The sequence below is a fragment of the Halorientalis pallida genome (genome assembly GCF_004118325.1).
GTDB lineage: Archaea > Halobacteriota > Halobacteria > Halobacteriales > Haloarculaceae > Halorientalis > Halorientalis pallida.
Genome location: NZ_RDFA01000001.1, coordinates 183,854 through 197,140 on the forward strand (window position 1 = coordinate 183,854; position 13,287 = coordinate 197,140).

Consider the following 13,287-nt stretch of genomic DNA (forward strand, 5'->3'; position numbering starts at 1 on the left):
AGTTTTCGCGGGTGCAGTGCGAGAAATCGCAGCGGTTCGGTTCGTCGACGCTCCGTGACGACGTTACTCCTCGGTAGCGTCGTCGTCCGTCGTCTCGTCACCGTCGGCTGCGTCTTCGTCCGCCAGCAGGTCCAGATCGACGAGGTGCTCTTCGACCTCGTCGTCGGTGAGTTGGCTGTACGCCCGGTCGTCGACGCCGACGGTCGCCAGCCCGACGGCCTCGGGCCGGAGCGCGTCGTCGTTGACCGAGCCCAGCGCCGAAAGCGCCAGTCCGACGGCCTCGTCCAGGTCGATCCCCTCGTCGTAGTGCTCTTCGAGGTAGTCCCGGACCTCGCCGCGGTCGGCACCCACGGCCAGGGCCTTCCACTCGTAGGGCGTGCCCGAGGGATCGGTCTCGAACAGGCGCGGTTCGCCGTCGGCGTCGATGCCGCCGATGATGAGTGCGACGCCGAACGGGCGTGCGCCGCCGATCTGGGTGTACTGCTGGATGTGGTCGGTGACGTCCTTCGTCAGTGTCTCGACGCCGATGGGCTCGCCGAAGCGGAGCTGGTTGATCTGTGCGTTGCGCCGCGCGAAGTCGATCAGCTGGCGGGCGTCGGCGACGTGCCCGGCGCTGGCGATGCCGATGTGGTCGTCGGCCTTGTGCAACTTCTCGACGCTCGACCGTTCCATCAGCGGCGACCGGATACGCTTGTCCACCGCGAGGACGACGCCGTCGGCGGCGCGGATGCCGATCGACGCAGTCCCGCGCTTGACGGCTTCGCGTGCGTACTCGACCTGATAGAGGCGGCCGTCCGGGGAGAAGATGGTGATTCCCCGGTCGTAGGCCTGCTGTTGTGATTGTCCCTGCATGGTTACAAATCGAGTGTGGTCGCGCCCGCGAACGCCGATTCGAGTCGGACGTCGGCGCGGCCGTCCCGCACCACCGCCGTCCGCTCGGCGCCCTCGAAAGCGACCGCTCTCTCTGTGGTGATTTCCGGAGCGCTTCGTATATACTTTTCTTCACAGGCACGGACGGTCCCGCTCACGCCCGCCACCCGCAAGCCGACGGGCTGGCCGTCGATCGACTCGACCGTCGCGATTGCGGCCCGCGCCCGGTCGACCTCGTCACGTCGCGTCCGCACCGCCGCCCACCCGTCGCCGTCCGCGAACGCGAATCGCACGACCGTCAGGTCCACGTCCGCACTCGCCGCGTCGCCCAGTAGATTCTGTGCGGCGTACCAGAGGTGGCGCTGGAAGTCCCCGCGGTCGAACGCCGCGTCGGGCCAGCCCTCGATGCGTACCGCCAGGTACCGCCACCGCGGCCGGAGGTGTTTCGGGAGGTGTTTCATCGGTCCTGTGGCACGACTGCGCGTTCGGCCGGGACCCGTTCCGCGACCAGCACACCGACCTGCTCGTGGACTCGTTCGACGCGCGTCAGCGCGAACCCGGCGTCGGTCAGCGCGTCGGCGAGCGTCCCGACGGTCGCCGGATCGTCGACCTCGGGGCTGTAGAACGGCTCCTCGGGGTCCGGCTCACCGAAGAACATCACGTCGCCGAGGACGAACCGGTCGGGATCGAGACCCGCGATCACCTCGATAGCCTCCCGTTTCTCGTCGTCGCTGAGGTGGTGCATCGCGAAGTTCGTCGTCACCACGTCGACCGGGTCGTCGACGTTCGGCTCGCGGAACCGCCCCGTCCCGAAGGTGGCGTTCTCGATGCCACGCTCGGCAGCTTTCCCGCGGGCCCGGTCGAGCATCCCGTCGCTGATATCTCGACCGATCACCCGCCCCGCGTCGGGCGCGATCTGGAGGGCGATGGCGCCGGTCCCGGTCCCCAGGTCCAGCACGGTGTCGTCGGCCTCGGGCGCGGCGTGTTCGACGACCAGGCCGGCACAGGCGCGGTACTCGGGGGTCTCGTCGTCGTCGTACCCCTCGGCCTTCTCGTCGAAGCGAGCGGCGTGTTCTTCGAGACTCTTCTTCATACTCGCGCCAGGGCGGGCCCGCCAAAAAGTCTGCTGACGGCGGCCCGCCACCGAACTGGTCCCGCCACACCGACCGAACGAGTTAAAACTGAGTTGTGGTAATCACACTGGCATGGAACTTCGGGTGCGTCGACCGTGCGACTGATGCTCGTCGCGGGCACGACGCGGACGGCGGAGATCGAGGGAATCAGTGCGGCCGGCGCGGATTCGGACCTGCTGGTCCACACGCCGAGCGCGGACGCGGAGATTCTCACGTACGGTGAACCGATCCGCGCGCCGGTCGTCCCGGTGAGTCCGAGCGGCTGTCCGACACCGGCGGTCGTCACTCGCGCCGTCAGGGAACTGATCGGGTTGGACGTGACCGTCGTCGACGGCGGGCTCGCAGAGCCGACTGGCGCGCCGACCGTGACCGTCGGCGCTCGTCCCGGCGACGACGTTCGGGAGCAGGACCCGGTCTCGACCGCACCGGGCGTCCTCGCGGCGGCCCGAGAGTTCGGCCGCGCGGTCCCCGACGACGAGGTGTACCTGGCCGAGACGATTCCCGGCGGGACGACGACGGCGTTCGGCGTCCTCCGCGCGCTCGGTGAGACGCCCACCGTCTCGTCCTCGCTCCCCGAGAACCCGCTGGAGCTCAAGCAGGAGGTCGTTCGCGACGGACTGACGGCGAGTTCGCTCGAACCTGGCGACGCGGCGGGCGATCCCGCCGACGCGCTCCGACGCATGGGCGACCCGGTGCTGGCGACGATCACCGGCCTGCTCGTGGGGCTGGTCGAGGGCGATACCGCGGTGACACTGGCTGGCGGGACCCAGCTACTGGCCGCCGCGGCACTCGCCCGTCACGCCGGCGTCGAGACCACCCTCCGCCTGGCGACCACCTCGTTCGTCGCCGGCGACGAGAGCGTCGACCTGGAGACGGCCGCCCGTGCCCTGAACGTCGACCTGACCGTCACCGACCCCGGGTTCGAGAACCGGGATCATCCGGCGATGGACGCCTACGTCGCCGGCGAGGCGAAAGAGGGGGTCGGTATGGGCGGTGCGCTGGCGCTGGCCGACGCCGCCGGCGTCCCGATGGAAGACGTTCGGGAGCGAATCGTCACCGTCTACGACCGTCTGCTCGACGGCCGGGACCCGGCCGAGCCCCAGCCATGAGAGGGCTCGTCCTCGGCGGTACGAGTTCCGGCGTCGGCAAGACCGTCGCCACGCTTGCGCTCCTCCGGGCCGTAGAGAACACCGGTCACGCGGTCCAGCCCGCCAAGGCCGGCCCGGACTTCATCGACCCGAGTCACCACGCCGTCGTCGCGGACCAGCCGTCCCGGACGCTCGACGCCTGGCTCGAAGGGACCGACGGCCTCCGGCGGAACTACCATCGCGGCGACGGCGACCTCTGTGTCGTCGAGGGCGTCATGGGGCTGTACGACGGCGACGGCTCCAGCACCGCGATGGTCGCCGAGGCACTGGACCTGCCCGTCGTCCTCGTCGTCGACGCCAAAGCAGGGATGGAGAGCGTCGCCGCCACGGCGCTCGGTTTCCGTGAGTACGCTGCCCGCGCGAACCGCGACATCGACGTAGCCGGCGTGATCGCCCAGCGCGCCCACGGCGGCCGTCACGCCGACGGTATCCGCGAGGCCCTGCCCGACGAACTCACCTACTTCGGGCGGATTCCACCGACACCCGACCTGGAGATTCCGGACCGTCACCTGGGCCTGGAGATGGGCGACGAGTCGCCCGTCGACGACGACGCGCTCGCGGCCGCCGCCGAACACCTGCGCGTCGCGGAACTGCTCGACGTGGCGCGGGAACCGCCCGAACCCGATTCCGAAGGTGGCGCTCCCGCCGACCCGACCGACGCCAGGATCGCCGTCGCCGACGACGCCGCCTTCTGCTTTCGCTACCCGGCGACGCTCGAACGACTACGGGACCGGGCCGAGGTGGTGACGTTCGCGCCGACAGCGGGCGACGACCTGCCCGACTGCGACGGCGTCTACCTCCCCGGCGGCTACCCGGAACTCCACGTGGACGCACTGGCCGACGGGCCGGCGCTCGCGACCATCGGCGAGCGTGCCAGCGAAGGGATGCCCGTCCTCGGAGAGTGTGGCGGGCTCATGACACTCGCGGAATCGCTGACGACGGCCGACGGCGAGAGTGGCGAGATGGCCGGTGTCCTCCCCGCCGACATCGAGATGCGGGACCGCTACCAGGCGCTGGATCACGTCGAGATGCGGGCCACAGCGGGCACGCTCACCGCCGATCCGGGTGAGTGCCTTCGAGGGCACGAGTTCCACTACAGCGAGGCGTCGGTCGGGCGGGACGCCCGCTTCGCCTTCGAGATGGAGCGTGGCGACGGCATCGACGGCGAGCGCGACGGACTGACGGAGTACCGGACGCTGGGCACCTACACCCACGTCCACGCCGAGAGCGGCGCGTTCGACCGGTTCCTGGATCGGGTCTGACTCGGCAGCTGTCTGATCCGTACGCTTAACCGAGATCGATCCGGGACCTGAACTCGTGAGCGATCGTATTCGCCGCGGACGGTCGGGGGGACAGCGATGACGGTACTGGATCAGTTCCGGGTCGACGGTGAGGTCGCACTCGTCACGGGCGGTGCCAGCGGGATCGGTGCGGGCTACGCCGAGGCGATGGCCGAAGGCGGTGCCGACGTGGCCATCGCCGACGTCGACGCGTCGGGGCTGGCCGACACCGCCGACCACCTCCGGGCCGAGACGGACGCGACGGTTCTGCCCATCGAGGCCGACGTGACCGACGAGGACGACGCAGAGCGGATGGTCGAGCGGACCGTCGACGATCTCGGCGGCCTCGACGTCTGTTTCGCCAACGCCGGCATCTCCGGCCTGGGCAACAAGATCACGAACGTCTCGCTGTCGGACTGGCGGGAGATCAACGGCGTGAACCTCGACGGCGTCTTCCTGACGACGAGGGAAGCAGGGTCGATCATGGAGGAACAGGGCCACGGCCGACTGATCGTCACCGCCTCGATGCTCAGTTTCGTCGCCGAACCCGCCATCGGCATCGGCCCCTACGTGGCCTCGAAGGGCGGGGCGAAACAACTCACGAAGCAACTGGCCGCGGAACTCGCCCCGGACGTGCGGGTCAACGCCGTCTGTCCGGGCTACGTCCGGACCAGCATCGGCCACGGCCTGCTGACCGAGACGGCCGCCGAGTCCCCGGCCGTCGAGGACCTCCACGACGAAATCGAGGGGCGGACGCCGCTCGGGCGGTTCGCCGAACCGTCGGAACTCAAAGGGATCGCGCTCTATCTCGCCTCGGAGGCGTCCTCGTACTGCACGGGATCGACGTTCGTCGTCGACGGCGGCTGGACCGCGATCTGAGAGGCGAGCGTCGCCGTCAGTACACGTCCTCGAGGAACTCGCGGATCGCGGCGTTGGCGGCCTCGGGGTTCTCGGTGTTCGAGGAGTGGCCGGCCTCGGGGATGAGTTCCATCCGTGCGTCGGGCAGCTGGTCGACCATCGGTTCGGCGCGTTCGGGTTCGATGGACACGTCTTCGGCACCGTGGGTGATCAGGACAGGCACGTCGACCTCGTCCAGTCGGTCCTCGACGCCGGGGCGGTGGAGCCAGGAGTTCACCTCGTCGTGGACGGCCTCGCCGGGGTAGGTCAGCCAGCGGTCCTTCCAGTGTTCGACCAGATCGGTCCGCTCCTCGATGGCGGTCTGACCGAACAGCATGTGTGAGACGGCTTCGGCCATCGGGTCGGGGACGTCGCCCTCCGCTTTCGCCGTCTCGACCATGTCGCCGTACTGCTCCTGTTCGGCCTCGTCGTGGGGGGTCGCCATGCTGTCGATCAGGACGATTCCCTCGAGCATATCGGGATACTTCAGCGCGAAGCGCAGGGCCATGAACCCGCCCATCGACATCCCCGCGAGGACGCAGGAGTCGACGTCCTTGGCGTCCATGAGCACACGACAGTCCTCGACGAGATCGTCGAGATCGTAGGGCCCCTGGAACCGGTCGGTCCGGGCCCGGAGGTTGTAGGCGATGGTCCGGTAGTCGTCGGAGAGGGCCGCCAGTTGCGGTTCGAACATCGTCCAGTCCATCAGGGTACCGTGGGCGAACACGACGGGCGGGCCCGACCCGCGTTCCTCGGAGACGGTCTCCGTGCGGTGTCGGTACAGCTGTGTCGCCGGGTCTGGATCCTCGGGCAGGTCTGACATGCCACGGTCCACGGAGGCCGGGGTGATAAGCGCTGTCTCCGAGCAGTGGGGGTTCTGGGTCGGGTTCACGGCCGTACCGGCGAGTCAGACGGGCGCAGGACGGGCGCACGACGAGGCCACAAAACTTAATCGGGTAAGGTTGGTCGGTACAGCAATGAGCGACTTGCGTGAGCTACTCGGGAGTCTCGTGTCCGAAGTGGACGCAATCTTCCTGTTTTCTCCGAGTGCTTCGTTCTACGAGTCTTTCGAGGAGGTGGACGACACGCTGGTCGTCGTCGTCGCACCGGAAAACTCGGTCGGGGCCGACGAGTACGTCGAACTCCCGCTAGAGTTCAACGACGTGGCCAGTCGCGTCCGGTTCGGGGTCGAGGGGGCGATGGGTCAGGAACTCGTCGCCGACGGGGACGAGATCGCCTGCGCCGTCAAGACCTTCGACGAGGACATCGACACGGTGATGCGGGTCAAGGCCAGCAACTTCTCGCCCTCCGGCGTCTACGGCCTGTTCGTCAACTCGCGGGCCGAACCCGCCGTCATCCGGGACGTGCTCGAGGTCGCCGTCGAACTCGGCAAGAAAGGACAGAAAGGTAAGCCCGTCGGCGCGCTGTTCGTCGTCGGCGACGCCGGCAAAGTGATGAACAAGTCCCGACCGCTCTCCTACAACCCCTTCGAGAAGTCACACGTCCACGTCGGGGACCCCATCGTGAACGTGATGCTCAAGGAATTCTCCCGGCTGGACGGCGCGTTCGTCATCTCCGACTCCGGAAAGATCGTCTCGGCCTACCGCTACCTGGAGCCGTCCGCGGAGGGCGTCGACATCCCCAAAGGTCTGGGGGCGCGCCACATGGCGGCCGGGGCGATCACGCGGGACACCAACGCCGTCGCCATCGTCCTCAGTGAGAGCGACGGCCTCGTTCGAGCGTTCAAAGGCGGTGAGATAATACTCGAGCTCGATCCGGAGGAGTACTGATGAGCTTGCACGAGGCGGCCCTGCGGTACCTGACGAGTTCACCTTTTCTCGCTGCGAGCGCGATCTTCGTCGTCGGGCTGCTCTCCGGATACCTGCTGGGCCGGTTCATCAAACGCGCCCTGCGTGCCATCGGCCTGCCGGGCGTGGTCGAGGGGACGGCCTTCGAGCGAAGCGCGCGGGGACTGGGCACCTCGACCGTCGGCCTGCTCTCGCAACTCGTGGCCTTCTCCGTGTATCTGGGGACGACCATCGCCGCACTGGACGTGGCTGGCGTCCTGGCGATGGCAGCCGTCCTGCCGTTCTTCGCCGCGTTCCTCCCGCAGGTGTTCATCGCCGTGCTCGCGGTCATCGCGGGTCTGGTCGTCGGTGACAAGGCGGCCCTGCTGGTCAGCGAACACCTGCGCGGCATCAAACTCCCCGAAGCTGGCCTGATTCCGACGCTGGTCAAGTACAGCATCTTCTACATCGCGGGCCTGATCGCGCTGAACCAACTGGGCGTCGCGACCCGCGCGCTCTTGATCCTGCTTGCAGCCTACGTCTTCGGGATCATCTTCCTCGGCGGCCTGGCCTTCCGTGATCTCCTGTCGGCCGGCGCGGCCGGCGTCTACCTCCTCCTCAACGAACCCTACGCCATCGGCGACGAGATCCGCGTCGGCGACCGCACCGGGATCGTCCAGGAGGTCGACCTGTTCGTCACTCACGTCGAGAACGAGGGCACCGAGTACATCATCCCGAACCAGCAGATCCTGCGCGAAGGGATCGTCCGGGTCCGGGACTAGACTTCCTCGGCCGGCACGCCCGCAACCGTCGTGTCCGGCGGCACGTCCTCGGTCACCAGCGAGTTCGCCGCCACCTGCGCGCCGGCACCGACCTCGACGCCGGGGAGGACGATGGCTCCCGCGCCGATCATCGCCCGCTCGCCGACGACGACTTCGCCGGTGCGGTACTCCTCCTGCAGGAACTCGTGACAGAGCAGTGTCGCGTCGTAGCCGACGATGGCGTGGTCCTCGACGGTGATCAGTTCCGGCCAGAACACGTCCGGCGTCGCTTCCAGGCCCCACGAGACCCCCTCGCCGACGGTGACGCCGATCCGGCGCAAGAGCCAGCTCTTGAGCCGCAAACTCGGCGCGATCCGTGCGAGGACGATCGCGACGTAGTTGAGACAGACCCGAAAGAAACTGCGCGCCTCTAGCCAGTGCTGGAGGGAGTTCTTCGGCCCCCGTGTCGCGTGGACGCGCGTCGCGGCGTGGCGTTCGGGCCGCGCCGACTCGCCGTCGGCGTCACGCCCGTCGCCCGCGTCGGCCCCCGACCCTGCTGCCCCAGTCCCGTCGTCTGGATCGTCGGTCACGACCCAGTTTTTCGGTGGCGACCGATATGAATGGTGCCCATCGTCCGCTCGTAGTCGGCCCCTATTCTGAGTATCGACTGTATAGTAACCCGTCGTCACCGCGTGGCCACCGAGCGATGGAGCCGACTACGACCACACCCGGCGAGGGCGAGTACGCGATTCGTCCGTTCGCCGCCGGCGACGGGGAGCGGTTCCGCGACCTCTACCAGACGGTCTGGGGCCACGAGCGCTCCGCCGAGTGGTTCGACTGGCGCTTCCGGCAGAACCCCGCCGCCGACGGCGTCCGCATGACGCTCGCCGAACGTGGGAGGACCGTCGTCGGCGCCGAAGCGGCCGTCCCCTACCGACTCGGCGTCGGCGGCGAGACGGTCCGGGCGCTCCAGCCCGTCGACTGGATCGTCCACCCCGACCACCGCGGGTCGGGCCTGGCCACGCGGATGACCGAAGCTCGCATCGCCCGCGACGGGGACGCCGAACTATACTTCAACTTCCCGACGCCGGCGCTGCGCCCGCTCCTGGAGAAGTTCGGCTGGCGGACCGTCGCCCGACCCACCACGTACTACCGCGTGCAAGATCCGGCAGCGATCGCTGCTCGACGGGGCGACGGCCGTGCGGCGAGACTCGCCGGTCGTCTCTGCGCCCCGCTGGTCACTGGCTATCTGGACTATCGCGACCGGCACGTCACGCCTCCGGACGACATCGCCGTCGAACGACTCGACGGCGTCCCCACGGCCACGCTCGCCGCCCTCTACCAGCAGGCGGTCCCCGAACGTATCCACGTCCGCCGGACCGAAGCCTTTCTCGACTGGCGATTCTCGAACCCGAACTGGAACTGCCGGACATACCTCGCCCGCCGAGACGGCCGACTGGTCGGGAGCCTCGTCACCTGCACTGATACGATCACCGGGATGACGACTACACGCCTCGCCGACGCGCTCCCGCTGGTCGGCGGGTCCGACGATGCCTTCGCCGCGCTCGTCTCGGCCGTCGTCACCGACACACCGGCCGCGGCGGTCCTGACGGCGACGGCCGACCCCATTCCCGACGCGGTGCTGTCCAGTTGCGGGTTCGTCGCCGACGACACCGTCACGCTGTCGCGGCTGGTCTCGCGGACGACCCACGTCGCCAGGCCGGTGCCATCGACGGAATCGGAGGAGGACTGGCGTCTCGGCGGGACGGCGATCGACGACGGTGAAAACTGGTTGCTCTCGCTGTCCGATCAGGACATCGCCTAGTCGTCGCGTAACTCGGCCATGTGGTCGATGCGGCGCTGGACGAGGTCGGGTTTGCCGATGTCGTGACGCACGCGCAGGCCGTCGGTGCCGGCCCGCTGGAGCGCGTCCTCGGCGACCTCCTCGGCCCCGGTGATCGAGTCGGCGACGCCGACGACGGCGAACGAGCGGGAGGTCGTCGTGTAGATGCCGTCGTCGCGCTCGTCGACGGAGGCGTAGAAGAGGATGGCCTCACCCGCCGAGTCCGCGTCGATCTGGACCTTCGCGCCGGCCTCGGGGTCCGTGGGGTAGCCGTCGGGGACGGCGTACTTACAGACGGTGGCCCGTCGCTGGAACGCCAGTTTCGGGAGTTTCTCGCCGTCCCGGGCGGCCGTCAGCACGTCGAGGAAGTCCGTGTTCAGGACCGGCAGGGTGTTCATCGCCTCGGGGTCGCCGAAGCGTGCGTTGAACTCGACGACCTTGATGCCCTCGGCGGTGAGCATGAACTGGCCGTAGAGGACGCCCTTGTAGCCGTCGAGCGCGTCGACGACGGCCCGGAGTACGTCCACGGCGTCGTGGTACTCGTCCTCGGACATGAATGGGAGTTCCAGTGAGCCGTCGCTGTAACTGCCCATGCCGCCGGTGTTGGGGCCTTCGTCGCCCTCGTAGGCGCGCTTGTGATCCTGCACGGCGGGCGTGACGCGCAACTCGCCGTTGGCGACGAACGCCTGGATCGTGAACTCCTCGCCGATCAGGCGTTCTTCGAGGACGATCCGGTCGTAGTCCGAATCGCGGATGTACGCCTTGGCTTCCTCGGCGTCGACCTGATCGCCCATGACGCGGACACCCTTGCCGCCGGTGAGGCCGGCGGGCTTGATCGCGAGGTCGCCGTCGTACTCGTCGACGTACTCGCAGGCGGCCTCCGTGTCCCGGAACTCCTCGAAGTCGGGACAGCCCGGCACGTCGTGTTTCTCCATGAAGCGACGCTGGAAGCCCTTGTCCGTCTCGATGCGGGCCTCCTCCTCCTGTGGGCCGAAGGTGTAGATGCCCACGTCGTCGAGCGCGTCGGCCACGCCCGCTTCCAGCGCCGCCTCCGGGCCGATGACGGCGAGGTCCGCACCCACGTCCTCGGCGTAGGAGACGACCGCGGGCGGCGTCGTCGTGTCCAGCGTCTCGAATCCGACCGCGATCTCCGCGATCCCCGGGTTGCGGTTGCCGGCACAGGCGTACAGGTCTGCGTCGGAGTCGGCGAGCGCCCGAGCGATGGCGTGCTCGCGTCCGCCTCCGCCGACCAGCAGCACGGTCTCTGTCATAGAAAAAAAGCTATCACAGGGTCACCTAAGCGTTGTCATACCCTGCCGGAGGCCGGCGGTGCCCCGTCCCCGCTCTCAAGTACCCGGCGGACCTACCTGGCCCCATGACCGACGCGGCCCCCACCGACCGCAACCGCCTCGACGACGAGGAGAGTCCGTATCTCCGCCAGCACGCCGACAACCCCGTCAACTGGCAACCGTGGGACGACGCCGCTCTCGACGCCGCCCGTGAACGGGATCGACCGATCTTCCTCTCGGTCGGCTACTCGGCCTGCCACTGGTGTCACGTGATGGAAGACGAGTCCTTCGAGGACCCCGACATCGCCCGCAAACTCAACGAGAACTTCGTCCCGATCAAGGTCGACCGCGAGGAACGCCCGGATCTGGACTCGATCTACCAGTCCATCTGTCAGATGACCCAGGGCACGGGCGGCTGGCCCCTCTCCGTGTTCCTCACGCCCGAGAGCGAGCCCTTCTTCGTCGGGACGTACTTCCCGCCCGAATCCAAGCGTGGGATGCCCGGCTTCGGCCAGTTGCTCGAAGACATCACCGAGAGCTGGGAGACCGAACGCGACGGGCTCGAACAGCGCGCCGAGAAGTGGACGGACGCAGTCAAGGGCGAGCTCGAAGAGACGCCCGAATCGGCGGGCGAGGCACCGTCGGGGACACTCGACGCGGCCGCGCAGGCCGCCGTCCGCGGGGCCGACCGCGACCACGGCGGCTGGGGCCGCGGACAGAAGTTTCCGCAGGCTGGCCGCGTCCACGTCCTCTTGCGGGCCAACCGTCGGACCGGCCGCGACCAGTACCGCGGGGTCGCCACCGAGGCACTCGACGCGATGATCGACGGTGGCCTCTACGACCACGTCGGCGGTGGCTTCCACCGCTACTGCACCGACCGGGACTGGACGGTGCCACACTTCGAGAAGATGCTGTACGACAACGCAGAGATTCCCCGCGCCCTGCTGGCGGGCTACCAGGCGACCGGCGACGAGCGTTACCGCGAGTACGCGCTGGAGACCCTGGAGTTCGTCACCCGCGAACTCCAGCACCCCGAGGGCGGTTTCTTCAGCACGCTCGACGCCCAGAGCGAGGGCGAGTCCGGCGAACAGGAGGAAGGGGCCTTCTACGTCTGGAGTCCCGCGGGCGTCCGCGAGGCCGTCGCGAGCAGTGAGTTCGAGGGCGACGACGGCGTCGACGAAGACACCGCCGCCGACCTGTTCTGTGACCGGTACGGCGTCACCGAACCGGGCAACTTCGAGGGCGAGACCGTGCTGACCGTGGTCGCCGACATCCAGGACCTCGCCGACGCGTACGACCTCGATACCGCCACGGTCGAGACGGTCCTCGACGAGGCGACCGCCGCCGTCTTCGAGGCCCGCGAGGACCGGCCGCGCCCTCGTCGCGACGAGAAGATCCTGGCCGGCTGGAACGGGCTGATGCTGTCGGCCTACGCCGAGGCCGGCCTCGTCGCGGGCCCCGAGGTCGCCGAGCCCGCCGTCGAGGCGCTCGAATTCCTCCGGGCGCACCTGTGGGACGACGAGGAACAGCGGCTCGCCCGGCGGTACAAGGACGGCGACGTGAGCGTCGACGGTTACCTCGCGGACTACGCCTTCCTCGCGCGGGGCGCGTTCGACCTCTACCAGGTCACGGGCGACGTCGCCCACCTCGCGTTCGCGCTGGACCTCGCGCGGGCCATCGAGGACAACTTCTGGGACGCCGACGCGGGAACGCTGTACTTCACGCCCGCCGACGGTGAGGGCCTGGTCGCGCGTCCCCAGGAACTCACCGACCAGTCGACGCCCTCCAGCGCCGGGGTGGCCGCCGACCTGTTGCTCGCGCTCGATCACTTCCTGCCGCGCGAGGAGTTCGCCGAGATCGCCGAGCAGGCGCTGGCGACCCACGGCAGCGAGATCGAGTCCGACCCGCTCCGCCACACGTCGCTCGTGCTGGCCGCGGACGGCTACGAACACGGGAATCACGAACTCACCGTCGCCACCGACTCCCTCGCGGAGGACTGGCGGGCGGCCGTCGGCGAAACCTACCTCCCGGGTCGCGTCCTCACTCGTCGGCCGCCCAGCGCCGACGGGCTGGGAGAGTGGCTCGACGCGCTCGGACTCGACGAGGCACCGCCGATCTGGGCCGACCGCGACGAGCGCGACGGTGAGCCGACGGTGTACGCCTGCCGGGCGTTCACCTGTTCGCCGCCGCGACAGGACATCGGGGCGGCGCTGGAGTGGTTCGAGACAGCGGATTGATCGGTGTCGCCGTGCTTTTGTGACCGCCCCGTGAGCCAGCCA

13 protein-coding genes are annotated in these 13,287 nt (G+C 68.8%); 7 read left to right on the forward strand and 6 right to left on the reverse strand.

Features of this window, described 5'->3' with window-relative positions; genetic code table 11:
- Positions 1 to 63 precede the first annotated feature (63 nt).
- From psmA to EAF64_RS01065, 3 genes are read right to left on the reverse strand one after another with little or no spacing between them, the layout of a single operon-like run.
- Positions 64 to 852, reverse strand: a complete 789-nt coding sequence (gene psmA / locus EAF64_RS01055; protein ID WP_129067128.1) for an archaeal proteasome endopeptidase complex subunit alpha — start codon at positions 850 to 852, stop codon at positions 64 to 66.
- A gap of 2 nt (positions 853 to 854) precedes the next feature.
- Entirely contained in the window at positions 855 to 1,331 is a 477-nt protein-coding gene (locus EAF64_RS01060) for an Rpp14/Pop5 family protein (RefSeq protein ID WP_129067129.1), read from the reverse strand.
- The gene (locus tag EAF64_RS01065) at positions 1,328 to 1,963 is read right to left on the reverse strand and encodes a class I SAM-dependent methyltransferase (protein WP_129067130.1); all 636 of its coding nucleotides are present in this window, start codon (positions 1,961 to 1,963) and stop codon (positions 1,328 to 1,330) included. Before EAF64_RS01065 ends, EAF64_RS01060 begins: the two co-directional genes overlap by 4 nt.
- A 144-nt stretch (positions 1,964 to 2,107) precedes the next feature.
- Here EAF64_RS01065 and EAF64_RS01070 point away from each other — a divergent pair, with 144 nt between their 5' ends.
- The 3 genes from EAF64_RS01070 to EAF64_RS01080 all read left to right on the forward strand — a co-directional run bounded on the left by EAF64_RS01070 (position 2,108) and on the right by EAF64_RS01080 (position 5,310).
- Complete coding sequence (locus EAF64_RS01070; RefSeq protein ID WP_129067889.1) at positions 2,108 to 3,112, forward strand: nicotinate-nucleotide--dimethylbenzimidazole phosphoribosyltransferase; 1,005 nt, start codon at positions 2,108 to 2,110, stop codon at positions 3,110 to 3,112.
- Positions 3,109 to 4,413 (forward strand): cobyrinic acid a,c-diamide synthase, encoded by a 1,305-nt coding sequence (locus EAF64_RS01075; protein WP_129067131.1) that lies wholly within the window; start codon positions 3,109 to 3,111, stop codon positions 4,411 to 4,413. The genes EAF64_RS01070 and EAF64_RS01075 overlap by 4 nt, the downstream gene beginning before the upstream one ends.
- Before the next feature lie 96 nt (positions 4,414 to 4,509).
- Positions 4,510 to 5,310 carry an SDR family NAD(P)-dependent oxidoreductase gene (locus EAF64_RS01080; protein WP_129067132.1) on the forward strand — a complete coding sequence of 267 codons (801 nt, stop codon included), beginning with the start codon at positions 4,510 to 4,512 and terminating at the stop codon, positions 5,308 to 5,310.
- A 16-nt stretch (positions 5,311 to 5,326) separates the two neighbouring features.
- On the opposite strand, the gene EAF64_RS01085 is transcribed toward EAF64_RS01080, so the two are convergent.
- On the reverse strand, positions 5,327 to 6,151 hold the full coding sequence (locus tag EAF64_RS01085; protein WP_193767531.1) for an alpha/beta fold hydrolase: 825 nt from the start codon (positions 6,149 to 6,151) through the stop codon (positions 5,327 to 5,329).
- 154 nt (positions 6,152 to 6,305) lie between these two features.
- Here EAF64_RS01085 and dacZ point away from each other — a divergent pair, with 154 nt between their 5' ends.
- Both dacZ and EAF64_RS01095 read left to right on the forward strand, forming a co-directional pair.
- Positions 6,306 to 7,118: a diadenylate cyclase DacZ gene (dacZ, locus tag EAF64_RS01090; RefSeq protein ID WP_129067133.1), complete on the forward strand. Its 813-nt coding sequence runs from the start codon at positions 6,306 to 6,308 to the stop codon at positions 7,116 to 7,118.
- Positions 7,118 to 7,897 carry a mechanosensitive ion channel domain-containing protein gene (locus EAF64_RS01095; protein WP_129067134.1) on the forward strand — a complete coding sequence of 260 codons (780 nt, stop codon included), beginning with the start codon at positions 7,118 to 7,120 and terminating at the stop codon, positions 7,895 to 7,897. The genes dacZ and EAF64_RS01095 overlap by 1 nt, the downstream gene beginning before the upstream one ends.
- Here the strand turns inward: EAF64_RS01095 and EAF64_RS01100 are convergent.
- Positions 7,894 to 8,466 (reverse strand): acyltransferase, encoded by a 573-nt coding sequence (locus EAF64_RS01100; RefSeq protein ID WP_129067135.1) that lies wholly within the window; start codon positions 8,464 to 8,466, stop codon positions 7,894 to 7,896. The genes EAF64_RS01095 and EAF64_RS01100 overlap by 4 nt on opposite strands.
- Positions 8,467 to 8,582: 116 nt before the next feature.
- Between EAF64_RS01100 and EAF64_RS01105 the strand changes: the two genes are divergently transcribed.
- On the forward strand, positions 8,583 to 9,701 hold the full coding sequence (locus tag EAF64_RS01105) for a GNAT family N-acetyltransferase (protein WP_193767532.1): 1,119 nt from the start codon (positions 8,583 to 8,585) through the stop codon (positions 9,699 to 9,701).
- On the opposite strand, the gene purD is transcribed toward EAF64_RS01105, so the two are convergent.
- A complete protein-coding gene (purD, locus tag EAF64_RS01110; RefSeq protein ID WP_129067137.1) occupies positions 9,698 to 10,990 on the reverse strand; it encodes a phosphoribosylamine--glycine ligase in 1,293 nt (430 codons plus the stop codon). The two genes, EAF64_RS01105 and purD, sit on opposite strands and share 4 nt — an antisense overlap.
- A 104-nt stretch (positions 10,991 to 11,094) precedes the next feature.
- Here purD and EAF64_RS01115 point away from each other — a divergent pair, with 104 nt between their 5' ends.
- Entirely contained in the window at positions 11,095 to 13,245 is a 2,151-nt protein-coding gene (locus EAF64_RS01115; protein WP_129067138.1) for a thioredoxin domain-containing protein, read from the forward strand.
- The last annotated feature ends 42 nt before the right edge of the window (positions 13,246 to 13,287 follow it).

Excerpts from the sequence above, each read along its gene's own strand:
- psmA (WP_129067128.1), bottom strand. The coding sequence starts at position 852 with ATGCAGGGACAATCACAACAGCAGGCCTACGACCGGGGAATCACCATC.
- EAF64_RS01060 (WP_129067129.1), bottom strand. The coding sequence starts at position 1,331 with ATGAAACACCTCCCGAAACACCTCCGGCCGCGGTGGCGGTACCTGGCG.
- EAF64_RS01065 (WP_129067130.1), bottom strand. The coding sequence starts at position 1,963 with ATGAAGAAGAGTCTCGAAGAACACGCCGCTCGCTTCGACGAGAAGGCC.
- EAF64_RS01070 (WP_129067889.1), top strand. The coding sequence starts at position 2,108 with ATGCTCGTCGCGGGCACGACGCGGACGGCGGAGATCGAGGGAATCAGT.
- EAF64_RS01075 (WP_129067131.1), top strand. The coding sequence starts at position 3,109 with ATGAGAGGGCTCGTCCTCGGCGGTACGAGTTCCGGCGTCGGCAAGACC.
- EAF64_RS01080 (WP_129067132.1), top strand. The coding sequence starts at position 4,510 with ATGACGGTACTGGATCAGTTCCGGGTCGACGGTGAGGTCGCACTCGTC.
- EAF64_RS01085 (WP_193767531.1), bottom strand. The coding sequence starts at position 6,151 with ATGTCAGACCTGCCCGAGGATCCAGACCCGGCGACACAGCTGTACCGA.
- dacZ (WP_129067133.1), top strand. The coding sequence starts at position 6,306 with ATGAGCGACTTGCGTGAGCTACTCGGGAGTCTCGTGTCCGAAGTGGAC.
- EAF64_RS01095 (WP_129067134.1), top strand. The coding sequence starts at position 7,118 with ATGAGCTTGCACGAGGCGGCCCTGCGGTACCTGACGAGTTCACCTTTT.
- EAF64_RS01105 (WP_193767532.1), top strand. The coding sequence starts at position 8,583 with ATGGAGCCGACTACGACCACACCCGGCGAGGGCGAGTACGCGATTCGT.
- purD (WP_129067137.1), bottom strand. The coding sequence starts at position 10,990 with ATGACAGAGACCGTGCTGCTGGTCGGCGGAGGCGGACGCGAGCACGCC.
- EAF64_RS01115 (WP_129067138.1), top strand. The coding sequence starts at position 11,095 with ATGACCGACGCGGCCCCCACCGACCGCAACCGCCTCGACGACGAGGAG.